The 26,956-nt window shown below is 42.6% G+C and carries 23 protein-coding genes; 16 read left to right on the forward strand and 7 right to left on the reverse strand.

Features of this window, described 5'->3' with window-relative positions:
- Window positions 1-2 precede the first annotated feature (2 nt).
- A complete protein-coding gene (locus tag GYY70_RS06710) occupies window positions 3-4,355 on the reverse strand; it encodes an RHS repeat-associated core domain-containing protein (protein ID WP_174831772.1) in 4,353 nt (1,450 codons plus the stop codon).
- Window positions 4,356-4,648: 293 nt separating this feature from the next.
- On the opposite strand from GYY70_RS06710, the gene GYY70_RS06715 reads away from it, so the two are divergent.
- The 3 genes from GYY70_RS06715 (at window position 4,649) to GYY70_RS06725 (ending at window position 6,988) form a co-directional block, all read left to right on the forward strand.
- Window positions 4,649-4,993, forward strand: coding sequence for a hypothetical protein (locus GYY70_RS06715; RefSeq protein WP_025330855.1), 345 nt, complete (start codon window positions 4,649-4,651; stop codon window positions 4,991-4,993).
- 269 nt (window positions 4,994-5,262) lie between these two features.
- On the forward strand, window positions 5,263-5,712 hold the full coding sequence (gene mscL / locus GYY70_RS06720) for a large conductance mechanosensitive channel protein MscL (RefSeq protein ID WP_025330856.1): 450 nt from the start codon (window positions 5,263-5,265) through the stop codon (window positions 5,710-5,712).
- Between the two features lie 214 nt (window positions 5,713-5,926).
- Entirely contained in the window at window positions 5,927-6,988 is a 1,062-nt protein-coding gene (locus tag GYY70_RS06725) for a dihydroorotate oxidase (RefSeq protein ID WP_174831773.1), read from the forward strand.
- A gap of 62 nt (window positions 6,989-7,050) precedes the next feature.
- Here the strand turns inward: GYY70_RS06725 and GYY70_RS06730 are convergent, their stop codons facing one another.
- Window positions 7,051-7,782, reverse strand: coding sequence for a glutathione S-transferase family protein (locus GYY70_RS06730; protein WP_202984454.1), 732 nt, complete (start codon window positions 7,780-7,782; stop codon window positions 7,051-7,053).
- Window positions 7,783-7,922: 140 nt separating this feature from the next.
- On the opposite strand from GYY70_RS06730, the gene GYY70_RS06735 reads away from it, so the two are divergent.
- The 5 genes from GYY70_RS06735 to GYY70_RS06755 all read left to right on the forward strand — a co-directional run bounded on the left by GYY70_RS06735 (window position 7,923) and on the right by GYY70_RS06755 (window position 11,980).
- Window positions 7,923-8,771, forward strand: coding sequence for a 23S rRNA (adenine(2030)-N(6))-methyltransferase RlmJ (locus GYY70_RS06735; protein ID WP_174831775.1), 849 nt, complete (start codon window positions 7,923-7,925; stop codon window positions 8,769-8,771).
- 277 nt (window positions 8,772-9,048) lie between these two features.
- On the forward strand, window positions 9,049-10,029 hold the full coding sequence (locus tag GYY70_RS06740) for a class 1 fructose-bisphosphatase (RefSeq protein ID WP_041880491.1): 981 nt from the start codon (window positions 9,049-9,051) through the stop codon (window positions 10,027-10,029).
- A gap of 52 nt (window positions 10,030-10,081) precedes the next feature.
- A complete protein-coding gene (locus GYY70_RS06745) occupies window positions 10,082-10,573 on the forward strand; it encodes a peptidylprolyl isomerase (RefSeq protein WP_174831777.1) in 492 nt (163 codons plus the stop codon).
- Window positions 10,574-11,038: 465 nt separating this feature from the next.
- Window positions 11,039-11,470 carry a carboxymuconolactone decarboxylase family protein gene (locus tag GYY70_RS06750; RefSeq protein WP_174831779.1) on the forward strand — a complete coding sequence of 144 codons (432 nt, stop codon included), beginning with the start codon at window positions 11,039-11,041 and terminating at the stop codon, window positions 11,468-11,470.
- Window positions 11,471-11,698: 228 nt separating this feature from the next.
- Window positions 11,699-11,980: a YciI family protein gene (locus tag GYY70_RS06755; protein WP_037395153.1), complete on the forward strand. Its 282-nt coding sequence runs from the start codon at window positions 11,699-11,701 to the stop codon at window positions 11,978-11,980.
- A gap of 131 nt (window positions 11,981-12,111) precedes the next feature.
- On the opposite strand, the gene GYY70_RS06760 is transcribed toward GYY70_RS06755, so the two are convergent.
- The 4 genes from GYY70_RS06760 to GYY70_RS06775 all read right to left on the reverse strand — a co-directional run bounded on the left by GYY70_RS06760 (window position 12,112) and on the right by GYY70_RS06775 (window position 17,755).
- Window positions 12,112-12,603, reverse strand: coding sequence for a hypothetical protein (locus GYY70_RS06760; protein WP_025330863.1), 492 nt, complete (start codon window positions 12,601-12,603; stop codon window positions 12,112-12,114).
- A 173-nt stretch (window positions 12,604-12,776) separates the two neighbouring features.
- Window positions 12,777-13,709, reverse strand: a complete 933-nt coding sequence (gene cysK, locus GYY70_RS06765) for a cysteine synthase A (RefSeq protein WP_025330864.1) — start codon at window positions 13,707-13,709, stop codon at window positions 12,777-12,779.
- Between the two features lie 327 nt (window positions 13,710-14,036).
- Window positions 14,037-16,622 (reverse strand): bifunctional aconitate hydratase 2/2-methylisocitrate dehydratase, encoded by a 2,586-nt coding sequence (acnB, locus tag GYY70_RS06770; RefSeq protein WP_174831781.1) that lies wholly within the window; start codon window positions 16,620-16,622, stop codon window positions 14,037-14,039.
- A 233-nt stretch (window positions 16,623-16,855) separates the two neighbouring features.
- Window positions 16,856-17,755, reverse strand: coding sequence for a M48 family metallopeptidase (locus GYY70_RS06775; RefSeq protein WP_174831783.1), 900 nt, complete (start codon window positions 17,753-17,755; stop codon window positions 16,856-16,858).
- A gap of 363 nt (window positions 17,756-18,118) precedes the next feature.
- Here GYY70_RS06775 and trkA point away from each other — a divergent pair, with 363 nt between their 5' ends.
- The 4 genes from trkA (at window position 18,119) to GYY70_RS06795 (ending at window position 23,603) form a co-directional block, all read left to right on the forward strand.
- On the forward strand, window positions 18,119-19,516 hold the full coding sequence (trkA, locus tag GYY70_RS06780) for a Trk system potassium transporter TrkA (RefSeq protein WP_174831785.1): 1,398 nt from the start codon (window positions 18,119-18,121) through the stop codon (window positions 19,514-19,516).
- A 12-nt stretch (window positions 19,517-19,528) separates the two neighbouring features.
- A complete protein-coding gene (locus GYY70_RS06785) occupies window positions 19,529-21,034 on the forward strand; it encodes a TrkH family potassium uptake protein (protein WP_174831787.1) in 1,506 nt (501 codons plus the stop codon).
- Window positions 21,035-21,084: 50 nt separating this feature from the next.
- Window positions 21,085-22,953, forward strand: a complete 1,869-nt coding sequence (locus GYY70_RS06790) for a lytic transglycosylase domain-containing protein (RefSeq protein ID WP_174831870.1) — start codon at window positions 21,085-21,087, stop codon at window positions 22,951-22,953.
- A gap of 107 nt (window positions 22,954-23,060) precedes the next feature.
- The gene (locus GYY70_RS06795) at window positions 23,061-23,603 is read left to right on the forward strand and encodes an isochorismatase family protein (RefSeq protein ID WP_174831789.1); all 543 of its coding nucleotides are present in this window, start codon (window positions 23,061-23,063) and stop codon (window positions 23,601-23,603) included.
- Between the two features lie 138 nt (window positions 23,604-23,741).
- Here GYY70_RS06795 and GYY70_RS06800 read toward each other — a convergent pair whose 3' ends face one another.
- Complete coding sequence (locus GYY70_RS06800; RefSeq protein ID WP_037395164.1) at window positions 23,742-24,212, reverse strand: universal stress protein; 471 nt, start codon at window positions 24,210-24,212, stop codon at window positions 23,742-23,744.
- Between the two features lie 102 nt (window positions 24,213-24,314).
- On the opposite strand from GYY70_RS06800, the gene GYY70_RS06805 reads away from it, so the two are divergent.
- The 4 genes from GYY70_RS06805 to GYY70_RS06820 are packed head-to-tail and all read left to right on the forward strand — an operon-like array spanning window position 24,315 to window position 26,902.
- On the forward strand, window positions 24,315-25,088 hold the full coding sequence (locus tag GYY70_RS06805; RefSeq protein ID WP_244912860.1) for a ThiF family adenylyltransferase: 774 nt from the start codon (window positions 24,315-24,317) through the stop codon (window positions 25,086-25,088).
- A gap of 8 nt (window positions 25,089-25,096) precedes the next feature.
- Window positions 25,097-25,930: a ScpA family protein gene (locus GYY70_RS06810; protein ID WP_084587284.1), complete on the forward strand. Its 834-nt coding sequence runs from the start codon at window positions 25,097-25,099 to the stop codon at window positions 25,928-25,930.
- Between the two features lie 58 nt (window positions 25,931-25,988).
- Complete coding sequence (locus GYY70_RS06815) at window positions 25,989-26,468, forward strand: PaaI family thioesterase (protein ID WP_174831791.1); 480 nt, start codon at window positions 25,989-25,991, stop codon at window positions 26,466-26,468.
- Window positions 26,465-26,902: a PaaI family thioesterase gene (locus GYY70_RS06820; protein WP_174831793.1), complete on the forward strand. Its 438-nt coding sequence runs from the start codon at window positions 26,465-26,467 to the stop codon at window positions 26,900-26,902. The genes GYY70_RS06815 and GYY70_RS06820 overlap by 4 nt, the downstream gene beginning before the upstream one ends.
- The last annotated feature ends 54 nt before the right edge of the window (window positions 26,903-26,956 follow it).

Below are 26,956 nucleotides of genomic sequence, written 5' to 3' on the forward strand. Positions count from 1 at the left end.
AATTAATAATCCAAATGCAAATTATGCAATATACCTTTACTTTTATTCCAAACATTAACATGTGGACCTGCACCTAAATGAGGATGACCTAATACATCATCTCTCCAGCCATTATTTCCATCGGCACTTTCCATTCCTATTTTTCCATTAGAATTTTTCCAACTATAAGGACCTCCTTTAAATTTTGATTTACGTATAACTTTAGGATTAGATCCTAAATTTCCACTTAATTCAGAAGCAGCCTGCCTTGCGGCTCTTCTGTTTGGCATTTGGTAACGATTTTCACCAGTTTTTATACCACCGTGTTTTTCAATAATCTTTTCCGCATTTGATTGAGCTTTAGCATTTGTAAAGCATGATTTCAATCCTTTCGGATCAATCCACATCAGTGGATTAGGTGCATACTGATACAGATTAAAGCCACCTAGCAACCCAATCGGATCAGTCTGAGTAAAGCGGCCTGTATCCGGATCGTAGTACCTGAAAGTATTGTAGTGCAGTCCGGTTTCTCTGTCTAAATACTGTCCCTGATACCTCAGGTTCTGTTGTATCTCTGTATGAGCAATCTCCTGTATCGGTTTGCCCCACAGCTGGTATGAGCATTCCCACACAATTTCACCGGCCTCATCCGTCAGCTCTTCCGGCATGCCGTTCAGGTCGGTATGGAAGTAGTAGATGTGTTCTTCATGATTACCGTTTCTGTCTATCCGCGCCAGCGGTTCATAGCTGTCTTCGTCAGTATACAGATACAGGCTCTGCCGTTTGTCTGCGCTGCTTTCCTGAATCATCTGCAGCCCGTCCCACAGGAAGGTGGTGCGGTTGCATGGCTTGCCGTCACGGTCCAGCCGGTGTTTTTCAATCCGCCGGCCGAGGGCATCGTAGACGTAGCCGTAGCGTTCAGTATGGTTCAGCTGTTCGATACGTACTTCGGTCAGGCGGTGTTCGGCATCGTAATGGTAATACTGGGTACCGCTGGCGGTTTGTTTGCTGCGGGTTCGTCCGTGTTCGTCGTAGCTGTATTTCAGTCCGCGGAAGCTGAGCAGCTGATTAAAGCGGATCAGGTTCTGATTGCTTTCTTCTTCACCGCGTCTTCTGTCCAGCAGATTGGCCGCAGCATCGTACTGCAGGGTTTCCCAGTACGCTTCGCTGCGGCAGCTTTCGATGCGGCCGGTCACGTCGTAGCGGTAATCACTCTGTCCCTGTCGATTGTGTTTTTTGCCTGCCAGCCGGTCCAGATTGTCGTAGCTGTAGCTGCGGTCCAGTATGATATCCGGCAGGATACCCGCTCCCGGACGTTTGGTCTGTTTGCCGGTCAGGCGGCCGGTGCGGTCGTATTTAAAACTGGTATTCATTCTGCCCTGGCTGCGCAGGGTTTCCCGGTGCAGCAGGTCGCGCTCAATGTCGCTGATAATCCGGCCGTCCAGGTTAATCTGGTGCAGATGGCCGGAACCATAATACAGTTTGTTGATGGTACGTCCGTCCGGCAGGGTGGTGGCGATGCAGTTGCCCAGTTTGTCATACTGATGCTGCAGAACACCCTGTGCAGTGGTTTCGCTCAGCAGGTTGCCCATTATGTCGTAGCTGAAGCTGATCAGTTCCGGTTCGGCTTCCGGCGGTAAACCGGCGGCTTTAAAGCCGACTTTGAGCAGGTTGTCGACTTTGTCATACTGGTAGGCGGTGGTGCCGTCCGGGGTGTATTTGCCAGTTAAGCGGCCAATGGCATCGCGTTTGAAACGGTGCTCGATCTGATGCGGGCTGCCGGCTGCAAAACGCACGCTGCTGATGTTGTCGAGCAGGTCGTAGCTCAGCTGCTGTCTGCGCCCGTCCAGATCGGTCTGTTCGGTCAGGCGGTCGCCGGCATCATACTGAAACCGGTACTGTTCGCCGTTTTCGTTGGTCAGGGCGGTAAGGCGGCCGTAGGCGTCGTAGCTGAAGCCGAGCTGACGGCCGGCGGCATCGATGCGGGTATGCACCAGTCCGCGCTGGTCGCGACGGTAGCGGGTGGTATGACCGGCCGGATCGGTATAGCTCTGCAGCTGGCCGGCGGCATTGACGCTGTAGTGTTCCTGCCGTCCGTCCGCCAGGGTGGCGCCAGTGAGCTGACCGGCTGCGTTGTACTGGTATTTGCTGCTGTTACCGATGGCATTGGTGATGCCGGTGAGGTTACCGGCGGTATTGTAATAGAAATGGGTGATGGAACCGGAACAGTCTGCATGCTGGATAAGCTGGCCGTTTTCGTTCCAGCGCAGACGTTTGTTGCCGCCGCGTGCATCGGTGATGCAGACAACCTGTCCGTGCCGGTCGTACTGGTAGCGGGTATGCTGCTGTGACGGGTCGGTGACGGTGAGCAGGTTACCGCGCTCGTCGTAGTAATAGCGCCAGCTGCTGCCATCGGGGTCGACGCTGATTGTCGGCAGCGCCCAGTGCGGCAGCCACTGGGTCTGGGTAGTTCTGCCCAGCGGGTCGGTTTCTTCGGTTAACCGGCCCTGTGCATCATAGCTGTAGCGCCATTGTCCCCCCTGCGGATCGGTCATGCAGACCAGCTGCTCATATTCATTCCATTCAAATTCGGTGGTCTGACCAAGGGCATCGGTGTAGCGGGTAATCTGGTAAATTTCATTCCAGTAATGTTCGCTGACACGACCCAGGCTGTCTTCTACTGTGGTCAGGCGTTTATCTAAATCATAATGGAAACGATAGTCTTCCAGTCGCTGACCGTCGGCTTCGCTCCAGTGCCGGGTTACCCGCCATGCGGTCTCTGCATCTGCTGTGCTGAAGTAGCTCCACTGATAATAACACTGCAAGCCAGTGGGCAGGCGGTGGTAGATCATGCGCCGGTCGCTGTTGTAGGCAAATTCGCGGGTCTGGCGGTTCTCGGCATCAAAGACCTGTTGCAGGTCGCCTTGTTCGGTGTACTGGTAACGGTTCAGTAAGCGGCTGCTGCCGTCGCTCAGTTCCTGGCGGATTTCGGTCACGCGCTGCGGATGGCGCTGATCCTGATAGTGCAGGCTGATGCGGGCGGCGTTGTCGTTATCGGCAATTTCGACAATGCGGCTACGGGAATCGCGGTAGATAAGTAACTGGTTGTCGTTACGGTCCTGCAGCATGCTCAGCAGCAGACGTTTTGGATTGCCGGGCTCGGGCTCGAACAGGCGGTAGAGGCCGTCATCATCTTCAATTACCCAGCGGTCCTGTTCGCCACGATAGATGGATAGATTTTCGTTAAGACCACGCATATTCTCACCCGGCTGTATAGGTTCGATTTCCAGCCGCCTACCTTGTTCGTCAGTAAAGACGGCGGCGCAGGAACCATCAGGCTGCGGGTCGATTTCCATTTCAGTTTCATAGCCGACACTCCAGCCGGCACCGAACATGTTGTGGGTGCGGGTGTCGACGCTGCTGTAGAAACGCTGCCATTCAAAGGATAGATGAGCCGGCAGGGAGAAGTCCAGTTCTTCGGGACCGCCAAGCATTTTGGCACCGGTTGGCAGGTGGACAGGATTACCTTTATTCAGAGCTGCTGCTATTTTGGATCCAGTATAGCTAGCGGCAGAATCGAGCATAAATCCCAGCCCGAAACAGCCAAATGAACTACAGATTTTTTTGCGATTAAAAATTAATGTAGCTAAAGAAATTAACTGGCCTATAGGATGTTTACCGCTTCTGATTTCACGTACGACAACCGATTCACCCCCGATGCGTACATTATTAGAGACTTTCTCACCATCTTCACAGTCATCAGTGACTTTGGCTTCGCAGGTGCTGCGGTCATTGCTGCGTACCGCCGGCTGGCTGTTAATGTAGACTTTTTTGGAACCTTCAGCCAGATATTCAGGTGAGGAAACAGGGGAAGGATGTTTGGCACAGGTAATGGTATCTTCGTTTTGAGGTATTACCGGTTGCTGTGGTGAAGCTACGGTTGGCCGCATGAATTCCTGAGCAGCTTTTGTGATTGATTGTACAGGATTTTCACCGAAATTCTTTAAGATGTTTTTTGCGGTATCAATAAAGCTTTCAGGTTGTTCAGGTTCGCCGGCAACTTCTTCAATTAAAATACCCGCAGCCCGGGCTGCCGGCTTACTATTGGTATGAGTATTGGCTGAACCTGTAAAAATTATTCCGTCTTCCACCGGCGGAAATAGCCCGCTGACTGCTTCTGCCAGATCTGATATGACGGAACCAAGCCCGGATAGTTCAACAGCCACTCCGACCAGAGCAGACACTATCAAACCACCGGGTATCAAACTTATAGCTCCGTAACAAGCCAGCTCGACTGCTGCGCCTGCTATATCAGCCCATATTGAAGTATGTAAAAGAATATCATCCTTCCTGGCAGCCCAGTATGCATCCCCCATAACAGCATCCTTTTTTTAATTGAGTATTTATCGCTGCGAATATTACATTTAAATAATTAATATTTAATGGAAAATATTATATTATTTTTTACTATAAATTACATATATAATTATTATATTTTATATTGTATTTTTTTGTATATTATTAAAATAATATGAAAATAATTTTAATCAATTTCAATTTAATTACAAATACCGTAAGATTACTCATTTAAATAATATATCTATCGGAATTTATTATTTTTTATGTTTAATTTTTCAATAATAAATAAAAACGCAGAAAGCGGAATTTAATGAAGAAAAACATATTATTTTTAACATTATTATTTTCTGCAATTGCACGGGCTGAATTTATTCATCCGATGGATTACGATGGTTCTCTGGGACAGAAAAAAGCAGTAAAACAATTTATTAAACAGCAGGTACAGCGTGATTATTGTCAGGAATTGAATATTTGTAATAAATCTGCTCTGCGTAAAATGGAAAAGAAAAATTTCCGGGCATTTATGAAGGCAACGCATGCAACTGACAGAAAAGTCATGGATGAAGCGATTGACCATTGTATGCATTATATGGATATGTGCGAATATTCTATTATTGAACTTAAATATTCAGATATTAAGAAATCTGAAAATTAAACCAAGCTAATAAACTAAACCTGACTTGCTTTATTATGCTACTAATCTGGTTAGCAAACTGTATATAAAGTAACCAGATTGACAATTTAAGATGAAGCCATCTGTTTTAATTATCCTATTCTCTTTAGCCAACTTAATTTATTCTTAATTAAGTTATATCTTTTATTATTTTTACATTGAATAACTTAGCTCTGGTATGACTGCCTGGTTTATCGCGCTACTATGAAAAAGCCAAATACTTGATTTTCAGGCCAACTATGGAGGCAAACATGAAATTTATTGAACAGTTTAAAGCTTTTTTATTACGAGGCAATGTCATTGATCTGGCTGTCGGTATGGTAGTGGGTACTGCTTTTACTAATATGGTGAAATCACTGGTAGATAATGTCATTATGCCACCAATTGGTCTGCTGATTGGCGGGGTAGATTTTTCCAATTTATTTATTACTTTACGCAGTGGTTCTAAATATCCGGGCCCGTATGAAACACTGGGTGCGGCACAGGCAGCTGGTGCGGTAACACTCAATATTGGTTTATTCATCAATACTGTTATTAGTTTAGTAATCATTGGATTTGCGATTTTTCTGGTTGTCAAAGGAATCGACAAACTGCATAAAAGCCCTGCTCCAAAAGCCACCACAAAACAGTGCCCTCAATGCTGTACAGATATTCCAATTCAGGCAAAACGCTGCCCGAACTGCACATCTGAGTTAAATTAATTTAAAACAATATTATGTTTTAAATCGTGGTGTACACTATAACTTATCAAACTAAATCTGAGTTTTTAAGACGATTGAAAAAAGCTACAAATTACCTGTAGCTTTTTTTGCGCCAGCGAATTATATATATTTTCAGGCAGGCAATGGATAAGTGTGCGTATTAAATATTTACTCAATATGCCAAAGAAAATAATTTAAACTAACAGGAATAACAATGCAAAATAGCCCGACTCCGTTTTATAACCCTTTATTAAGCTATGAAGATAATTATCATCAAGGGCCTTTCGGTGATTTCAGAAATTTAAATGTATCTGCTGATATTCAAAGCCAGCCTGAACGTTTTCTGAATATGGAGGTTAATTTACCTTTTGGTATTCCTGCCGGCCCTTTGTTAAATGCAAATTTTATTCGGGCTGCATTTAAGCATGGTTTTGATTTATGTGTTTATAAAACTGTCCGAAGCCGGGCTCAGGCCAGCCACCCGTTGCCTAATGTACTATCTATTCATCCTGCCGGTAAGCTTTCTGCTAATGTGGATACTGTTCTGGCTGATAATCAGTACACTCAGCCTTTATCTATAACAAATTCTTTCGGCGTACCTTCTTATAATCCGGATATCTGGCAGGCTGATATGGCAGAAGCAATTCAGGCTGCGCAGAAAGGCCAATATGTTGTCGGCAGCTTTCAGGGAACACCGGGTAATGAATCCAGTATAGAAAAAGATTATGCCCGAACGGCCGTTCTGGTAAATGAAACAAAGGCACCGATACTGGAAGCTAATTTAAGCTGTCCGAATGAAGGGGTAAATAAATTATTGTGCTTTGATTTTGAGAAAGTGGAGCGGATAGCTAAAGAAATTAAAAATGCTGTTCCGGATAAACCTTTGTTTCTGAAACTGGCGTATTTTGCAGATGATAATGCTACCTTCCCCTTATTAAGTAAGCTGGACGGAGTAATTGACGGCTACAGTACTATAAATACGTTATCAGCCAGACCGGTTGATGCAGATGGTAAACCTGCTTTAGGCACAGACCGGCCTACCGGTGGTGTTTGTGGTGATGCCATCCGCTGGGCTGGATTAGAAATGGTAGAACGTCTGGCCAGATTAAGAGCACGTCTGCAAAACCATTTTGCGATTATTGGTGTTGGCGGTGTAAGCTGTACTGAACATTATCAGGCTTACCGTGCCGCCGGAGCTGATGCTGTGATGAGTGCTACTGGTGCCATGTGGAATCCGCAGCTGGCTATTGAAATTAAGAAAAGTCTGAATAAATAATATATAAAAGCAGACAACCAGAAGTTAATCAGGCTGTCTGCTTTATTATGTACAGAATTTTTTCATCGCTTTATACGATAAGGTTCATCCATAGCAATAAAATCTTTTTCTTCAAGTGCCTGGGCAATCCATGCTGCTACTGCTTCATTGGCACATAATGCATTTATATAATCAGTCAGTATTGCTGAAGTATGAATCCGGAAACCTTTTAATCTTAAACACATGGGTGCATAAAAAGCATCGGCAATACTGAATTTACCAAACAGAAACGGTCCTTCAGATACAGCCAGAAATGATGACAAATGCTGATCAAGGAAATCAATTTCTTGTTTTACTGCGGGAAAATCCCGCAGGATAATCTGGCCGATTTCAGGCAGCACTGCCTCAATATTCATGGGTAAATGCCGGCGTATATGATTATAACCATTATGCATTTTAGCCACTATACTTCTTGCTCCGGCACGGGCTTTATAGTCTTGCGGCCATAATGCCAGTTCCGGATGTTGTTCTGCAAGATATTCACAAATTGCCAGAGAATCACTAACAATCAGATCATCATCTATTAATACAGGCACAGTACCATAAGGATTGAGCGGCAGTATGGTTTGTTTAAAAACCGAATCGGGTGCAAAACTGTCAAAGCGTACCAGATGCTCAGTAAAATCTATCTGAAAATGCTTCATGACTACCCATGGCCGCATTGACCAGGTAGAATAATTTTTATTGCCGATATAAAGTGTGTAATTCATTCGCTTTTCTCTTTTAGTAGTCATATTTTCTAATTGATTAAGCATAGTATCAGCTTAATCTTGTGTAATCTAGCACAAAGAAAAGATAAATCAGAAAAGTGCTTTAATACAGATTTTTTTGCCCGTGCCGGTAAATTCGGTACAATAACAGGCTAAATTAATCAGTCCTACAGCAGTTATTGTACATGCTCAGCTATCGCCATGCTTTTCACTCCGGTAATCATGCCGACATTCTTAAACATTATTGTCTGATGACAGTACTGGAATATTTCAAACTGAAAGACAAACCTTTTTGCTATGTTGATACTCATGCAGGTGCAGGGTTATATAGTCTGATCAGTAAAGAAGCTCAGAAGGTTGGTGAATACAAGGAGGGAATCGGGCGACTTCTGGCTGCAACTAATCTGGATAATAGTTTAGAACAATTCCGTAATGCTGTTGTCTCCTGCCTGCCGGATGATACAAATCTTTATTGCGGCTCCCCATGGCTGGCTCAGGCTCTGGCTCGCGAACAGGATCGTCTGCGCCTGTTTGAATTACATCCCGCGGATGCAGAACTATTGCGTAATAATATGCGTAATATTAAACAGTCAAACCGTGCTCAAGTTTTTTGCGATGATGGCTTTAAAGGTCTGCTATCTATGCTTCCTCCACCAAGCCGGCGTGCAGTCGTGTTAATTGATCCGCCATATGAATTAAAGCAAGATTACCAACAGGTAACAGACACGCTTAAGACCGCCCTGAAAAAATTTGCCAGTGGCTGTTATTTAATATGGTATCCATGTCTGAGCCGTGGTGAAAGTCTGAAATTACCCCAAAATCTGCAAAAACTGGCTCCTGATAATTTTGTTCAGGCAGAATTGTATGTACATGCACCACGCCCAGATGGTTTTGGTATGCACGGCAGTGGTATGTTTATTATCAATCCGCCGTACACATTGCCCGGGATACTGGAAAAGGTATTACCTGCAATGACTCGGTTACTGGCTCAGGATGACAGCGCACATTTCGTTCTTAACTCTGTGATTGCCTGAATATAAATCAATTATGGTTAGCAGAGTCTGTTATTTAGTCGGGAAAAATTAAAGCTATTCTGTAAGCTTTCATGCGGAGTGTATCCGGCCTGTAAAAAAGAAATCAGAAGGTCGGATTTAAGTGGAAATCCGCAATCATTATCGCTGAATAACTTCATTGATTTTCTGAAAAAAATCATTCAAAGATAAATACAATCGAATGTATATAGTGATTAAACGAGCTGAATAATACTTAAGAAATGTATAATAATAGTGAGTTTTAAAAGGGAGTATTCGCATGTCTGTTTTACTGTCTGATTATCTGCAACAGCAGCAGCAAAAATATGCTGTTACACCGCATTTGCCTGATGTGATTACTAGCATTAGTCAGGCCTGTCTGCACATTAATCGTGAAATACGTCTGGGCGCTCTGGATAATATTCTGGGCAGTGCTCATACAGGTAATATACAAGGTGAAGAGCAGAAAAAACTGGATGTTTTATCCAATCAGATTATGATTGATACCCTCTCTGCTAATCCGGCTATTGCCGGATTGGCCAGCGAGGAAGAGGATTCATTTGTTACAGCTAGTCAGAATGGACAATTTCTGGTGTTATTCGACCCACTGGATGGAAGTTCCAATATTGATGTGAACATATCCATCGGGACTATTTTTTCAGTATTGGCTAAACCAGATGGTGCGCTTACTACAGACAGCTTTTTACAATCCGGCCGGCAACAGCTTGCCAGTGGTTATGTGCTGTACGGACCGCAAACCATTCTGGTACTGACATTGAAACATGGTATTGCCATGTTTACTTTGAATGAACATAACCAGTTTCAACTGACTCAGGAAAATCCGCAGATACCAGTATCTACAGCTGAATTTGCTATTAATATGTCTAATCAGCGCCACTGGCAGCCAGCTATGCAAAATTATATTGCTCAGTTGCTGGCAGGTAAAAGCGGCTGTCGCGGAAAAGACTATAATATGCGCTGGGTGGCATCGATGGTAGCCGAGGTGCACCGGATTCTTATTCGCGGCGGTATCTTTACTTATCCGCAGGATAATCGCAACCCTGATAAACCTGGTAAGCTACGCTTAATGTATGAAGCAAATCCTATGAGTTTGCTGGTTGAGCAAGCTCAAGGAGCTGCCACAAACACTCGTCAGAACATTCTTGATATTCAGCCAGAAGGCCTGCATCAGCGTGTAGCCGTTGTACTTGGCAGCAAGGAAGAAGTAGACTACGTTACTGCTATGCATAATGCAGACTAACCGTTGCAGATCCTTCTGCAATTTTTTTATTTTACTCCCTCAGGAGATTTTAATGATTAAATTAACTACAAATTTTGGTGTTATCGGTATTGAGCTTAACCATGAGAAAGCACCCAAAACCGCTGAAAATTTCGAACGCTATGTTCGTGAAGGCTTTTATGATGGCACCATTTTTCACCGGGTTATCGATGGTTTTATGATTCAGGGTGGTGGCTTTGATAAAGATATGCAACAAAAACCCACTCATGAACCGATTGAAAATGAAGCCAATAATGGTTTGAAAAATGATCGCTATACTATTGCAATGGCTCGTACCATGCAGCCTCATTCAGCCAGCGCACAATTTTTCATCAATGTAAAAGATAATGATTTTCTGAACCATACTAAACCGGATTTACACGGCTGGGGATATGCTGTATTTGGTAAGGTAGTTGAAGGACAGGATGTGGTTGATAAGATTAAAGGCGTTAAAACCGGTAATTATGGCCCGCATCAGGATGTACCAGTTGAAAATGTGATCATTGAAAAAGCTGAAATTATTTAAAGAACATTAAAATAAATGCATTAGATAATCCTAATGCATTTTTAAAAGAGCAATTAACTGCTTTTTTAACTCTTTTTTGTATAATTAATGATGTCTTCATAAGCCAAATTTTTTGGTATTGAAAAATTTTGCTAAAAATTTACTTCAATAATTTAAAATACAAGGAAGACTGAATGAATATAGTGACTTTCAAATTTAAAAAACCGTTGGAAGAATTACAGGCTAAATTTGAAGAACATAATAAATTTTTAGATTAATATTTTGCTAAAAATAAGTTTATAGTATCGGTCCTTTAGACAATAAAACTGGTGATATTATTAACGTAAAGAACAAAATCATTATTATTGCAAATATGTTAATATTATTTGTGGTAAGAATGATGATTAATTTTAATGTTATAGTTTGTTGTGCCGCTGCGTTATTAATATATTTAGCAAACAATAATGATAATAAGGAGATGAGAACATGAAAAATCTTAGAATGAAATATTTTGACTTATCACCAGAACTCATGAGTGGTTTTAGAGCCGTGAAAGTCACCCTTGAGAAAAGCGTTGTAGATCAGAATCTTATTGAGTTGATCTATCTCAGAGTTTCTCAAATTAATGGATGCGCATATTGCCTGAATCTACATACAAATTCCCTGCTAAAAGCTGGTGAAACGCAACGCCGCATATCTGAAGTAGCCGGATGGCGTGTTAGTGATCAATTTTCTAAAAAAGAACAAGCAGCACTGAACTGGGCAGAGCAGTTAACACTAATATCGACAAGCCACGCCGATGATGAGTCGTTTGAGTTATTAAAAAATTTCTTCAATGATACAGAGATATCAGACCTTACATTTGCGATATCGCTGATGAATGGAATGAACAGACTTGCCATTTCTATGCGGCAATGAGGTACATTAGCTTATCCGAATAGGAATATAGACTATTTCTATATTGAAAAAAAATTATTGCACCTGATGGGAATGTCCACAAAAGCTTTTGATTAAATTCTTTATACGAAGTCATTAAAAGCGTCGCGGCATAGTAATGAGTGATTCACTTGAATAAGCAAAATTTTCTGGCATTGAAAAATTCTGCTAAAGATTTACTTCAATAATTTAAAATACGAGGAGTACTTAATGATTATAGTAACTTTCAAATTCAAAAAACCGCTGGAAGAACTACTGGCTAAATTTGAAGAACATAATAAATTTTTAGATGAGTATTTTGCTAAAAATAAGTTTATAGCATCAGGTCCTTTAGACAATAAAACTGGTGCTATTATTATAGTAATGAGTGATTCAATTGAAGAAGTCAAAAACATTATGAAGTCAGATCCATTTTGTGTTTATGATCTTGTTGATTTAGAATTTACTTTATTCCAGGCTGCTAAAATCTCGCCTAATTTATTAAGTAATTAAGTTCATATTTTCACAGCAGGCAGTCTTTTGTTAAAGGCTGCTTTTTTATGCTATCAAATAAAACTGTATCTACGAATAAAACAATACCCTGCTAAACTATTTTGGCAGGGTATTTAGCTATATAAAATGATTTATTGAAGTGGCTTCATATTCATTACTTCCATCAGGAAATTAGTGAATGCCGGATTAGCCGGTTTGGAGCGCATTACCGGCCAGCGCTGCTGCCAGCCTGATAAAGCATTCTGAATATATGCTTTCGACTGGGCTGTATCAATTGAACCTTGCTGACTTTCGACCACACTGCGTAAATAAATGGCATACATGTCATCATCTACCATGTTATGCCCTACCTGAGCAATGCGGAACTGATCCAGTAATTGCGCAGCCTGAACTTTGGTCATGCTTCCCTGTGAAACCTGAAAGCTCAGGCGGGTAGCTTCATCACGAATTCGAGCCACATCAGACCAATGACTGCTGGCTAAATGAAATTCGTTATTTGCAGTACCGTCTACTACCTGTACTGGTTTAACTTCTTTATTATTCTTAGCCGTTAAAGGGTTATTAACAGATGAACAACCACCCAAAAAGGCTGCAACGACACATAATGCTAATGTTTTTTTCATCATTTGTTTACTCAGTATATTGCTTGAAAATATTGCTTAAAACAAAATTAAAAGCCAGCTAGCTTAAGCGTGTGGCTGTACATATATCGTTTACAATTGTAACACAGCCATGACTGTAATAAAAAACCGAACCAGTTGTTTTCTGGTTCGGCATTATTCAGACAAATAAATTATCAAGCTAGATCTGCAAATAGTGGTGTAGAGAGATAACGCTCACCATAAGAAGGAATTAAAACTACAATCAATTTATTTTTGTTTTCCGGTTTAGCTGCAAGCTGCAGGCCAGCCCATACAGCAGCACCGGAAGATATACCGACCAGAATACCTTCTTTAGATGCCATGTCACGAGCGGTATCAAAACAAACTTCGTTTGGCACTTCAATAATACCATCATATATTTTGGTATTCAGAGTTTTGGGGATGAAACCCGCGCCAATACCCTGAATCGGGTGAGGCCCCTTGCAACCACCGGACAATACCGGAGAAGCTTCGGGTTCAACTGCATAAATTTCTACTTCAGGTTTTTTCTCTTTCAATACTTCCCCAACCCCGGTTATGGTACCTCCTGTACCGACACCGGCTACGAAAATATCAATTTTTCCATCGGTATCATGCCATATTTCCTGCGCAGTAGTTTCGCGGTGAATCTCCGGATTAGCCGGGTTTTCAAACTGTTGCGGCATAAAATATTTTTTCGGGTCTGAATCAACGAAAGCCTGTGCACGGGCAATGGCACCAGACATGCCTTCTGCTCCGGGCGTTAATACCAGCTCAGCACCAAAAGCACGCAATAACATGCGCCGTTCTTTACTCATTGTTTCCGGCATAGTAATAATCAGTTTATATCCGCGTGCAGCGCAAACCATGGCCAGCCCAATACCGGTATTACCGCTTGTCGGCTCTACAATTACTGTATCAGAATGAATTTTACCGGCCTTTTCTGCAGCATCAATCATACTAGCTGCTATTCTATCCTTAACACTGTTGCCCGGATTAAAAAACTCCAGTTTGACTACAACTTTACCCGGTAATCCCGCACTTAGACGATTCAACTGTACCAGTGGTGTATTACCAATTAAATCGGTGATGCTAGAGGCGATATTCATTTATTATCCTTCGTCATGAGAAACTATCTTTGTTATCTTAGATGAAAATTGTGACCAGCCTAAATAATTTATATGCGGATAGATACAATTAATATTTATATAGACGTACTAAATATATATGATATAGGCTTAAAATATTAATATTATTGCTAAAATGCTATCAATTATTATAACAGTAATCTGAAAAATTATTTAATCTTAACATTTTAAAAACTACTCAATCAGAAAGCTTATTCAGGTTTGATATTGCCATAAAAAATTTAAGCCAATAAAAAGGCTGCCGTTAACGGCAGCCTTTTGTACAGCAATCAGTATATATGTTACATCTTAGGCATCTACTTTAGCCGCTACATCTACATATTCCTGAATTTCATTGAAGTTCATATAACGATAAATTTCAATACCTTTATCATTGATAATGGCAATATTTTCGCGATATTCATCGATATTCGGAATATGTCCCAGTTTTGAACAGATGGCTGCCAGTTCTGCTGAGCTCAGATATACCTTGGTATTTTTACCCAGTCGATTCGGAAAATTACGTGTAGAGGTTGAAACAACAGTTGATCCCTCTCTTGCCTGTGCCTGATTACCCATACATAAAGAACAACCCGGCATTTCCATACGCGCACCTACCCGACCCAGAATACCGTAATACCCTTCATCAGACAGCTCTTTGGCATCCATCTTGGTAGGAGGAGCTACCCACAGCCGGACTGGCAGATCAGATTTACCATCCAATAAAGCTGAAGCAGCACGATAATGACCAATATTTGTCATGCATGAACCGATAAATACTTCATCGATATGGGTACCGGCCACGTCAGACAAGGTTTTCACATCATCCGGATCATTCGGACAAGCAAGAATAGGCTCTTTAATCTCATCCATATTGATATCAATAATGGCAGCATATTCTGCATCGGCATCAGCTTCAAGTAATTTCGGTTCTGCCAGCCATTGCTCCATTTTTTCAATACGGCGTTTCAGTGTGCGTGCATCCTGATAACCATTGGCAATCATGTTTTTCAGCAATACGATATTGGATTTGAGATACTCCTCAATAGGTTCTTTGTGCAGTTTTACCGTACAGCCGGCAGCTGAACGCTCTGCAGAAGCATCTGTGAGCTCAAAGGCCTGTTCAACTTTCAAATCCGGTAAACCTTCGATTTCCAGAATCCGGCCAGAGAAAATATTCTTTTTACCTGCCTTGGCAACGGTAAGTAACCCCTCTTTAATAGCCTGTAAGGGAATGGCATTAACCAAATCACGCAAAGTAATACCCGGCTGCATTTTACCGGAGAAGCGTACCAGTACTGACTCCGGCATATCCAGCGGCATAACACCGGTTGCAGCAGCAAAAGCTACCAGACCGGAACCTGCGGGGAATGAAATACCCAGAGGAAAGCGTGTATGTGAATCACCACCAGTACCTACCATATCCGGCAGCAGCATGCGGTTCAGCCAAGAATGAATAATGCCGTCGCCCGGACGCAGTGCCACACCACCGCGTGAAGACATGAATACCGGCAATTCTTTATGGGTTTTAACATCAACTGGTTTCGGATAAGCAGCGGTATGGCAGAAAGATTGCATTACCAAATCTGCACTAAATCCCAGACAGGCCAGATCTTTCAGCTCATCACGGGTCATAGGACCTGTAGTATCCTGTGAACCGACTGTAGTCATACGTGGTTCACAATAAGTACCCGGGCGAATACCCTGACCTTCCGGCAAACCACAAGCGCGGCCAACCATTTTTTGTGCCAGAGTGAAGCCGGCAGTGCTTGGCGCCGGAGACTGTGGCAAGCGGAAAACTTCTGAATGCCCCAGATTTAGTGCATCTCTGGCTTTAGCAGTCAGACTACGGCCAATAATCAGATTAATACGGCCACCCGCCTGAACTTCATCCAGAATTACCTGAGATTTCAATTCGAATTCAGCAACTGTTTCGCCGTTTTTGATAATTTTGCCTTCATAAGGCAAAATATCAACTACATCGCCCATTTCTAATTTGGATACATCAACTTCTATAGGCAGTGCACCTGAGTCTTCCTGTGTGTTGAAGAAAATCGGAGCAATTTTGCCACCAAGACATACGCCGCCGAAGCGTTTATTCGGTACATAAGGGATATCTTTACCGGTATGCCAGATTACGGAATTCGTTGCTGATTTACGTGATGAACCTGTACCAACTACATCACCTACATAGGCAACCAGATTACCTTTAGCTTTAAGTTCAGCCAGTTGTCTGATAGGTCCTACCTCACCCGGTTTATCGGGTTGAATACCTTCACGCGGATTTTTAAGCATAGCCAGTGCATGCAAAGGAATATCCGGACGACTCCACGCATCAGGTGCAGGTGATAAATCATCGGTATTGGTCTCACCTACTACTTTAAATACGGTAACCGTGATTTTTTCCGGTACTTTTTCACGCGCAGTAAACCATTCTGCATTAGCCCACGACTCAATGACTTCACGAGCATACTGATTACCGGCACGCATTTTTTCTTCTACATCGTGGAATGCATCAAACATCAGTAAGGTATGTTTTAAGGCATTGGCTGCAGTAGAAGCCAATTCTTCATTATCAAGAAATTCTATTAAAGGCTGGACGTTATATCCCCCCAGCATAGTACCCAGCAATTCAACGGCGAAAGTCGGTGTAATTAACGGACTGGTAACTGTTTTCTCTGCAACTGCGCCCAGAAAGGATGCTTTTACTTTAGACGCATCATCTACGCCCGGCGGTACACGATGCGACAGCAGCTCAACCAGAAAACCTTCTTCTCCTTTGGGAGGATTTTTCAGCAATTCAACCAACTCTTCTGTCTGCTTAGCTGTAAGCGGCAATGGCGGAATACCCAGTGCTTCGCGTTCAGCAGCGGCTGCGCGGTAGGCTTCTAACATCTTGAATGTCCTTAATGTAATGGTTTTTTAAATTTTTCTTGTAAATTTATTATGCATTCCCAATGCAATAATATGAATGATAACCGAAAACAGGGACGATTGAAACAATTTGTAGTCGAATGTAGTCAGGATAAGAAAATGTAAAGATTAAAATAAAAGCAGCCTCAGACAGGCTGCTGAAAATAATATAGGACAGAATTTAATCTGAAGAAATCAATCTTATTTATTTAAATTCAGGAACGACTTTTCTTTTTAGTGGTTCCTTTTCGCGCACCACTTCCCTGTGTGTTTTTACTTTGACTAATCCTGGGTTTTTGCATTGTCAGATTATTCTGTTTTGCCTGCTCATAAACAGGTAATACTTCAGGCAGCATTTTTTTCAATGCTTTAATACGGGCATCATTACTTGGGTGGGTGGATAACAGGCTTGTACTATTATTATTACCCATCACTTTATTCATCTTTTCCCAAACTGTAACGGCTGCGTTCGGATCATAACCAGCCTGTGCCATTAGTCTCAGCCCGCCGGCATCTGCCTGACTTTCCTGATGACGGGAGAAAGGCAGGTTGAGTCCGTACTGACTGAGGACATCTTTATAAATCTTCATATCGTTAGCACTGGCACCTGTTTTTGATTTTAAGGCAGAACTACCTACTTCAAGAGCAACACTAGTCAGAATTTGCTGTCCTGCTGCTTTTTTACTGTGCTCCTGGAGAGCGTGAGTCATTTCATGACCAATAATTGCTGCAATCTCGTCGTCACTCAGATTCAGACGATTAACTATACCGGTATAAACCACCATTTTTCCGCCCGGCATTGCAAAGGCATTTGGTTCTTCACTACGAATTACATTAAGCTGCCAGTCAAATGGTACGCCTGTCTGATTAGCTTTATTAGCATAAGGTACTAAGCGCTGAAATACAGTACGTACTCGTTTTGCAACAGGAGTATTGGTTTCAATTTCCCCATTGGCTCTAGCCTCCCCCATCATCTGAGAATAACTTTTGGCAGCACTCGCATTTAATGTCTGAGTATCATAGCCTGCTACATCTGCCACCTGAGCGCAACCACTCAAAACCATTAAAACAGATGCCAGAGTAATTAATTTCGGTTTAAGCCTGATTAAATTCATAATTTATCCAAGTATAAAAGTAAATTGAAAATTAACACTTTTAAATGTCTTACATTTAGCTAAAAATGTAATAATGGGTTTTATTGTATTGTATTACATTAATTTACACATGATTAATTTAACTTAATGATACATTTAAGTATTCCATACTGCAATTTTCAACCGCCATCCGTGTTCATCTGAATTATTATTAATACATAGATTCAATTATTTAAATATTTTTCTTATCAGTTTTAAATCTATTTGGATTTTCTGCTATCTTTAATATTCAATTAACATAAGTGTCGCAGGTTTACACCAATATTTCCACCATTCAGCACAAAGGCTACAATAAAAAAGATACCACTGAGGTGATGTAATAACGTGAAAATCCTGATACTCGGTTGCGGCCAGGTTGGTTCAACTATTGCCAGTAATCTGGCAAGAATGACCAATAATGATGTCACAATTATTGATATCAATGAGAGTGCCTTGCAGCAAATTAACCAGCGTCTTGATGTACAGACTATTGTAGGCAATGGTGCCTGGCCTTCTGTATTGTCCGGAGCCGGTGCACAGGATGCAGACATGATATTAGCATTAACTCAGAATGATGAAACCAATATGGCAGCCTGCCGGATTGCCTATGCTTTGTTCAATACACCTAACCGTATAGCCCGGGTTCGCTACAGTGATTTTGTTGAATTCGAAACCGGTAATAATAATTACAAAACCAGTCTGGATTTATTCAACATCACTGAAGCCATTAGTCCGGAGCAACTGGTAACAGAGCAGATTGTCAATTTATTACTACATTCCAGTGCGCTGCAAATTCTGCGATTTGCTCACGATAAAATTCGTTTACTGGTAATTCGTGCTCAGAATGGCGGTATGCTGGTCAATCAGCCCATCAGTAACCTGAAACAGCATCTGGAAGAAGGTGTAGATTGTCAGATTTGTGCTATCTACCGCAACAATCATCTGCTCGTTCCCACCGGAAGTACAGTCATACAGGAAGATGATGAGGTTTTTGTTCTTACACCCACAGCCTATCTAGAAAACATCATGCGTGAGCTGCGTCCGATTAATAAACGCACACGCAGGATTATGATTGCCGGTGGCGGAAATATTGGTTATCGCGTTGCCAGACAACTGGAAACTCAGCTGGATATCAAGATTATTGAACGAAAACAAAATCGTGCCGAATGGCTGGCGGAAAACCTGAACAATACTCTTGTGCTGGTAGGTAATGCATCTGACGAAAGTCTGCTGGAAAACGAATATATCGATGAAATAGATGTGTTCTGTGCGCTTACTAATGATGATGAAAATAATATCATGTCGGCAATGCTGGCTAAAAATCTCGGTGCAAAAAGAGTAATGGCGATTATTAATCGCTCCAGCTACGTTGATTTATTGCAGGGAAGTGCCATTGATATTGTGATATCTCCGCATTTAATTACGATTGGTTCTATTCTGACTCATGTACATCTGGGCGATATTATGGCAGTTTATCCGTTACGCCGCGGTTCTGCAGAAGCGATTGAAGTAGTGCTGCACGGTGATCGCCATACATCTAAGTTAATCGGTCGTACCATGACTCAGCTGCGACTGCCAGCCGGCTGTTATTTTGGCGCAGTCATTCGCAATGAAAAAATAATTATGTATCATCAGGATACAGTTCTTGCAGATGGAGACCATGTTATATTTTTTATCGCTCGGCGTAAGGCTGTTCAGGATCTGGAAAAAATGATTCAGGTCAAACTGGGCTTTTTTGCTTAAGGCTGCCAGACTATGAGCCATTTTACCAATCGCTTTGTTTTGCATCACAAGGAATCAGGTTTTCTGAATAAAATTGCGCCTACGGCACATATTGTGGCTAAAACCGGTTTTCTGTTTTCCTTGTTACTGCTTGCTCCGGCGATTGTTTCTTTAATCTATATGGATCATGTGTTTCCGGCATTTGCTTTCACTGCCGGCATTTGCATGAGTGTATGTATAGTGGCATGGTTATTAACCATGCGCTATAACCGTGAATTGCGGCCACGTGATGGTTATACACTGGTATTTATGCTGTGGATCGGCTTTGCGCTGATTGCCTGTCTGCCCTTTTATATTTATTTACCCGGACTAGGCTTTACTAACGCCTATTTTGAAGCTATTTCAGGGCTGACTACTACCGGTGCTACTATTATTACCAGTCTGGATTCACTTGCGCCATCATTGAATTTCTGGCGCCACATGCTTAACTGGCTGGGTGGCATGGGTATTATTGTACTGGCTGTGGCGGTGATGCCAATGCTTGGCGTAGGAGGTACACAGCTATTCAAAGCAGAAATACCCGGTGTAAATAAAGACAGTAAGATGGCACCGCGTATTTCTGAAACGGCTAAGCGCTTATGGGGTGTCTATGTATTATTTACTATAGTCACTTTACTGGCACTGCGTCTGGCTGGAATGAGCTGGTTCGATGCGGTCTGTCATGCCATGTCCGCTTTTTCACTGGGCGGATTTTCTACCCACGACAACAGTATTTCCTATTTTCATTCCGTTCCGATTGAAATTATTCTTAGTATTGCCACTTTATTAGGCGCAATCAATTTCAGCAATCATTTTAATGCATTACAGAAAGGCTCATTACGTTATTACTGGCGTGATGAAGAGGTAAGAGTTTTATTATGTGTTCTCTTATTCAGCATTGTCAGTATCAGCCTGTATCTGTGGTGGCATAGCTTTTATTCTTTTTCAGAAGCATTTCGCTACACCAGTTTTAATCTGATTTCAATCGGACTGGCAAACGGTTACTCAAATACAGATTTTGCCAAATGGCCTTTAATTGCTTCATTATGGATGTTTTTTCTGTCCAATATACTGTCTAACGGCGGTTCAGCCGGTGGCGGTATCAAAACGGTACGAGCTATTGTATTATTTAAATTCAGTCTGAGAGAAATGCTGCTGATGCTGCATCCAAATGCTGTCAGTATGGTTAAAATAAACGGCAGCAATATTCCTGACCGGCGTGCACTGACAGTAATGGCCTTTGTATTTGTATATGTGCTGACTATTATTTTATTCAGCTTTGCACTGATGATCAGCGGACTGGATTTTCTGTCTGCACTTACCGCTGCCATAAGCTGTATTACTAATGCCGGCCCCGGACTGGGTGCTGTAGGACCGGCCAATAATTTTGCTTTTCTTTCAGACATTCAAAAGTGGTTATGTATTATGATTATGCTACTTGGCCGTCTGGAAATTTTTACTGTTTTTATACTCTTTACGCCAGCTTACTGGAAAAAATAAATTACATTATGAGAAAAAGTGAAGGAAAAAAATTGATAAAACATTTAATGATGCTGAAATCAAAATTATTAGTTCAACGGCATCGTCTGATTTCTGGTACTGTGCTTTTAATAACAGCATGCAGCAATCAGCATGAAGTAGCTGTCCAGCCAATCAATACTAATACAGGTAATGCGGTTCTGCCGGGGACTCAGGCTAGCGAAACACCAGATAAAATTATCAGCAGCTTCCTGCAATATCAGAATGCCCTTAAGGCAGTTAAAGACGGAGATGATGTTTTACCTGCTCAATTCCTGGCCCGTCAGCCGGACAGTGCAATGAGTAACAGTATTCGTAATAACTGGTTACAGCAATTGGGGAAAAGGGGGAACTGGGCTGTTTTTCGTCAGCAATATGCTTTACTGGATAAAAATGCCCGTGATATGGAAACCCGTTGCTATGCGGTACAAGGTGGTATAGAAAGTGATTCCAGCCTGATCGCTAATCTGAGCTGGGAAACGGGTAATCTGCCGACAGGATGTAATCGCTTGCTTGTACAAGCTGCTGCCAGCCAGCAAATTAATGCACAAAATGGCTGGCGGCGTGTACGTTATCTGCTTGCACTGAATCAAATTACAAATGCACGTAATCTGGCTCAGGCTTTGGGCAGTCCTTTACCTGATCCGTTGAATGCCAGCGCAGGAAACAGTCAGGGCGCACAGGAAGCTTTGTTATATCAGGTAACCAGTAAAGAAAACCGCAGTAAAGACAGTGCTGCAAACACATTAATGCAAATATCAGCCAGTCTGACTAAAGAACAAATCGGTTTTGGCTGGGGGCAATTGGGATTGGCTCAGGCTTATAGTTTGAATTCTATAAATGCACTGACATATTTCGACCGTGCCGATCCGGCACAGATGAATAATGAAATGTGGGAATGGTATGCCCGTTCTGCGCTGCGGTTACAACGCTGGCAGAAACTGAATAATATTATTCGCAGCATGCCGGAAGCTTTGCAGCAACAGGTTACATGGCAGTACTGGCTGGCACGCAGTTACCGTGCATTAGGGCAAAATAATCAGGCACGGGAAATATTCGAACAAACTGCCAAACGCGGACACAACTTTTATTCTCTGCTTGCAAAAGAAGCACTTGGGAGCAAAGCAAGTGTTCAAAACACTGTTGCTAAAAGCAGCCATCAAATTCAAAGCAAAATAGCAACTGATGGCAATATTGACCGCTCTCTGACTTTATTTAAAACTGCACAGGCTGAAAACAACTGGACAATGCGACGTCAGGCTCAGCAGGAATGGCGCTATGCGACACGTAATTTCAATGATGACACCTTAATTGCTGCCGCAACATTAGCCGAAAAAAATGGTTTTTATGAAATGAGTATCTATAGTGCAGACCGGGCTGATAACCAGCTTAATTATGAATTGCGCTATCCGGCACCATTTAAAGAACTGACTGTTCCGTTTGCTCAGCAAGTCGGCATCGATCCTGCCTGGGTGTATGGCTTAATCCGGCAGGAAAGCCGTTTTATGATTGGTGCACGATCAAGTGTTGGCGCGACCGGACTGATGCAGGTCATGCCGGCTACAGCTCGCGATATAGCCAAACGTCTGGGTATGGACAGCAACGAGCTGTATACCATGAGCGGAAACATTCGCATGGGTACATGGTATATGAGTAGCGTACGTAAACAATTTGCCGATGAAGTACTGGCCACAGCCGGCTACAATGCCGGCCCCGGACGTGCTCGTCGCTGGCAGGCCAATACGCCTCTTGAAGGAGCAATTTATGCGGAAACGATACCTTTTGATGAAACGCGAACCTATGTTAAAAATGTAATGGCCAATACGACTTATTACGCCAATCTGTTTGGTGAACCCAGAACCACCCTGACAGAACGCATGGGTACCGTCCCCGCCCGCTAGTACAGCCAGTGAGCATCATTGCTCTGATTAACCTGTGTTTACCTTAAGCTACATATAAATACTGCATAATTTACATGCAGATTATTTAACCTTTCTGAAAGCACATTATGTTGTTAGACAGTAAACGTTCCGCAGTATTAATGATTGATTTACAAACACGCCTGTTGCCTGCTTTAAACAACACGGAAGAATTGCTGGCCAATAATATCTGGCTGGCCGGTCTGGCACATGATATGGCGATTCCTACCCTAATCAGTGAGCATTGTGTTGATAAAATCGGTGCAACTCGTGAAGAAATCATCACTGCTGCACCACAAGCAAGAATCGTTCAGAAACAAAGTTTTTCTGTATATGCTGCCGGTGTACTGAATGAAGACAGCCTTCAACAGGCTAACCAGATCATCATTTCCGGCATTGAAGCTCATATCTGTGTGCTACAAACAGCCCTGGATCTGCGCGCACATGGCTATGAGGTTTTTGTGGTTGCTGATGCTGTCAGCTCTCGCAAACCGGAAGATGTTAAATTAGGTCTGGCACGAATGCAGGCGGCTGGTTGTAAAATTGTCAGCCGTGAGATGATTGCATTTGAATGGCTGGGTAGTGCCAATAACCCGCTATTCAGAGACATTCATAAAAAATATATTCGCTAAATTTGCCAGAATACTTTTTAAGTTATTGCGCGGTTAATGCAAATCAGACAAATAGCTAAAAAGCTGAACCCGATTTGATACGGATTCAGCTTTATTTTTCAGCTGTGACTTTATACTTAATGTAGAAAATCAAACTATTTAACCTTCATTTTTGGATTCACTGCGAATAATCAGTAACGGCAGATTAGTTTCACGCATGACAGTTTCGGCAAAACTACCCATTAACAAATGCATCAGACCACTGCGTCCGTGAGTACCGAGAATAATCAGATCACTACCATGTCCGTCAGCGTAATCAACCAGCATCTGAGCCATTTCTCTTGCCCCTTTATTGGCAATTAGTAAATGCCGGTGAACTTTATTTTCCGGTAAAGCTGCTTTTGCTTTTTCGATTGCTGCATCCAGTACAGTATTGCCTTCTGACAACGCAGCAGCTTCATAACTTTCATGCTGGAGAAACTCAGGAGCCAAAGCCATATATTCAGTCGGATTGGCAACATTCACGACAGTTAATTCTGCATCCTCACCCTTAGCCAGACCAATAGCATGATCTAAAGCATTTTCCGAAGTATGGCTGCCATCTACCGCTACCAGTAAATGTCTATACATGAAACCCTCCTATCTTTTTTGCAATTCGAATCACATGGCAGATACAGTATAATACCACTACCTGTACAAAACAGCTTTACGGATTTAATTTACGTGTCGCAAATACTCACTTTTTCTGCAAATTATCAACGTCGCTTCGGCGGCATTGCCAGATTGTACGGTGAAGATTGTCTTCAGCGTTTTGCTTCGGCTCATGTATGTATAGTCGGAGTGGGCGGCGTCGGCTCATGGGCAGTAGAAGCTCTGGCACGAAGTGGTATTGGTTATCTGACCCTGATTGACCTGGATAATGTAGCCGAATCAAATATCAATCGCCAGCTTCCGGCCTTAATCAGCCTGATTGGCAAACCCAAAGTCGAAGCTCTGGCCGAACGTATTGCTGATATTAATCCAGATTGTCAGGTTAACTGCATTGAAGATTTTGTGGAAGCAGATAATATCGAACATATATTCAGCCAGCCGTTCGATTTCGTAATAGATGCTATTGATCAGGTACGCGTCAAAGCTGCTATGGCTGCATTTTTTACCTCCCGAAACCAGCCTTTTATTGTTTCCGGTGGAGCAGGCGGACAAAAAGATGCCGGTTTGATTCAATGCGCTGATTTAAGCAGAGTAACCCATGACCGCATGCTGGCAAATATGCGTTATACATTGCGTAAACACTATGGTTTTAGCCGTCAGCCGGCAGATAAAATGCACATCCCCTGTATTTATTCCAGCGAAACTATAACTCCGCCTCAGTCTGGTATCTGCCTAACAGAACAAACTGCTCCGCAAGGTCTTTCCTGCGCCGGTTATGGTGCCTCCATGGTAGTAACAGCCAGCTTCGGTTTGCGCTGTGCTCAGGCTTGTCTGGAATATCTGTGCAAACACTGAACCATAACATGAGTAAAGAAAGTATAGCGGATAAAACCGTTGCTATGCTTTTCGGGCAGCCTGTTACCGAAATTCCACAGGACCTGTTTATTCCCCCGGATGCACTTCAAGTGGTATTACAAAGCTTTGAAGGTCCGCTCGATTTATTACTGTATCTGATTCGTAAGCAAAATATTGATGTACTGGATATTCCCATGCTTACTGTTACTGAGCAGTATTTGTCCTATATTCATCAGATGCAACAGCATGAGCTGGATTTAACCGCTGAATATTTGCTAATGGCTGCGGTGCTGATTGAAATTAAAACCCGTTTACTTCTTCCTGCTCCGCCCGCCAGCGAAGAAGAAGTAGCCGATCCGCGTGCTGAATTGGTACGCCGTCTGCTTGCCTATGAGCAAATGAAGCTGGCTGCAGCCGGACTGGATGCTTTACCGCGTGCCGGACGTGATTTCGGCTGGGCATGGTTACCAGTTGAACTGGTAGCCGTAACGCAACCACCGCATGTACAAGTAGCTGATTTAACCCGGGCATGGCTGGCGATTCTTGCCCGCTCTCAGCACAATCGTAGCCATAATGTGGTCAAAGAAACATTATCAGTACGGGCTCAGATGACCGTTGTCCTGCGCTTCCTGCAAACCCGGCAGCACTGTTATTTCACAGAACTCTTTAAGCATGACGACAGTATGGCATTGGTTGTCACCACCTTCATAGCATTACTGGAGCTGGCCAAAGAAGGGCTTGTATTTATTACCCAGCATAGTACCGGAGATCCGATTTCTATCCAGACTGCCGGTATCGAATCCGGCAACAATCAAGAATTGATTAATAAACCAGCATTCTAGTGACAATAACTGTAAAAAACCCTAATATAACAGTTAATATTCCAATCAGGATAATCTTATGCCTGCTAACCCTGTATTATTTCAAACTCTGTTTAATCATTACATAAATATTCCGCATTGCCGCTGGTTAAAAATCTACGGTGACAGTAGTTCTGATGAACCTGTTATTTCGGTAGACTGGCGCGACGAATTGCTGGAAAGTCCGAAAACCGGCAATATTCATGGCGGCGTTATTACTACTCTGGTAGATATGGCTTCCGCCTGTACATTAGCAGCATTGTTTCAACAGTTTGAAACGACTGCTACACTGGATATGCGCATAGATTATCTGATGCAGCCAGTGCCTGATCAGCCTATACATGTACGTGCACACTGTTACCGGCAGGAAGGTTCAATTGCCTTTATCCGCAGCCACTGCTTTCAAAATGATGAAACCCGGCCATTTGCACTGGGAATGTCTACTTTTATTCATAACCCGTTAACCCACGCAGAACAGCAAGCATTACAGGCGTATCTGCAACAGGAGCAGGCAAAATGAACCCAACAATTTTTCAACCGGATAAACAGCTGACTATTCAAGCTCATCAGCGCATACCGTACTGTGCAGCAATTAATCTGCAAATTGGTACGGATAGTCTTAATAAACGTCTGTACAGCTTGCCTTTTGCCAGACAAAATATTGGTAACATTTTCCTGCCTGCACTGCATGGGGGGCTAATTGGCGGCTTTTTACAGAGTTGTATCAGCTTATATCTGATGGAGCAGCAAAACCTGCAGGAATCTGCCCAGATTATTGACTACTCAACGGATTATTTATTAAGCGGTAAACCTGTAGACAGTTATGCACAATGTGAAATTATGCATGCCGGAAAGCGTATTTCACATGTTACTGCAACTATGTGGCAGACTCAGTCAGACAAACCCATTGCTTTTGCACGGGCACATCTGCAAATGCCAGCAATTGCTAACTGATAAAAAGCTTTTCAAAAGTAAACAGTATTAAATCTCGGCTGAACATGAAATTAA

Source organism: Snodgrassella sp. ESL0324, from assembly GCF_013344955.1.
Lineage (GTDB): Bacteria > Pseudomonadota > Gammaproteobacteria > Burkholderiales > Neisseriaceae > Snodgrassella > Snodgrassella alvi.

Bases quoted from the DNA above. Each gene is read 5' to 3' on its own strand.
- GYY70_RS06710 (WP_174831772.1), bottom strand. From the start codon at position 4,355: ATGGGGGATGCATACTGGGCTGCCAGGAAGGATGATATTCTTTTACAT.
- GYY70_RS06715 (WP_025330855.1), top strand. From the start codon at position 4,649: ATGAAGAAAAACATATTATTTTTAACATTATTATTTTCTGCAATTGCA.
- mscL (WP_025330856.1), top strand. From the start codon at position 5,263: ATGAAATTTATTGAACAGTTTAAAGCTTTTTTATTACGAGGCAATGTC.
- GYY70_RS06725 (WP_174831773.1), top strand. From the start codon at position 5,927: ATGCAAAATAGCCCGACTCCGTTTTATAACCCTTTATTAAGCTATGAA.
- GYY70_RS06730 (WP_202984454.1), bottom strand. From the start codon at position 7,782: ATGCTTAATCAATTAGAAAATATGACTACTAAAAGAGAAAAGCGAATG.
- GYY70_RS06735 (WP_174831775.1), top strand. From the start codon at position 7,923: ATGCTCAGCTATCGCCATGCTTTTCACTCCGGTAATCATGCCGACATT.
- GYY70_RS06740 (WP_041880491.1), top strand. From the start codon at position 9,049: ATGTCTGTTTTACTGTCTGATTATCTGCAACAGCAGCAGCAAAAATAT.
- GYY70_RS06745 (WP_174831777.1), top strand. From the start codon at position 10,082: ATGATTAAATTAACTACAAATTTTGGTGTTATCGGTATTGAGCTTAAC.
- GYY70_RS06750 (WP_174831779.1), top strand. From the start codon at position 11,039: ATGAAAAATCTTAGAATGAAATATTTTGACTTATCACCAGAACTCATG.
- GYY70_RS06755 (WP_037395153.1), top strand. From the start codon at position 11,699: ATGATTATAGTAACTTTCAAATTCAAAAAACCGCTGGAAGAACTACTG.
- GYY70_RS06760 (WP_025330863.1), bottom strand. From the start codon at position 12,603: ATGAAAAAAACATTAGCATTATGTGTCGTTGCAGCCTTTTTGGGTGGT.
- cysK (WP_025330864.1), bottom strand. From the start codon at position 13,709: ATGAATATCGCCTCTAGCATCACCGATTTAATTGGTAATACACCACTG.
- acnB (WP_174831781.1), bottom strand. From the start codon at position 16,622: ATGTTAGAAGCCTACCGCGCAGCCGCTGCTGAACGCGAAGCACTGGGT.
- GYY70_RS06775 (WP_174831783.1), bottom strand. From the start codon at position 17,755: ATGAATTTAATCAGGCTTAAACCGAAATTAATTACTCTGGCATCTGTT.
- GYY70_RS06785 (WP_174831787.1), top strand. From the start codon at position 19,529: ATGAGCCATTTTACCAATCGCTTTGTTTTGCATCACAAGGAATCAGGT.
- GYY70_RS06790 (WP_174831870.1), top strand. From the start codon at position 21,085: ATGCTGAAATCAAAATTATTAGTTCAACGGCATCGTCTGATTTCTGGT.
- GYY70_RS06795 (WP_174831789.1), top strand. From the start codon at position 23,061: ATGTTGTTAGACAGTAAACGTTCCGCAGTATTAATGATTGATTTACAA.
- GYY70_RS06800 (WP_037395164.1), bottom strand. From the start codon at position 24,212: ATGTATAGACATTTACTGGTAGCGGTAGATGGCAGCCATACTTCGGAA.
- GYY70_RS06810 (WP_084587284.1), top strand. From the start codon at position 25,097: ATGAGTAAAGAAAGTATAGCGGATAAAACCGTTGCTATGCTTTTCGGG.
- GYY70_RS06815 (WP_174831791.1), top strand. From the start codon at position 25,989: ATGCCTGCTAACCCTGTATTATTTCAAACTCTGTTTAATCATTACATA.
- GYY70_RS06820 (WP_174831793.1), top strand. From the start codon at position 26,465: ATGAACCCAACAATTTTTCAACCGGATAAACAGCTGACTATTCAAGCT.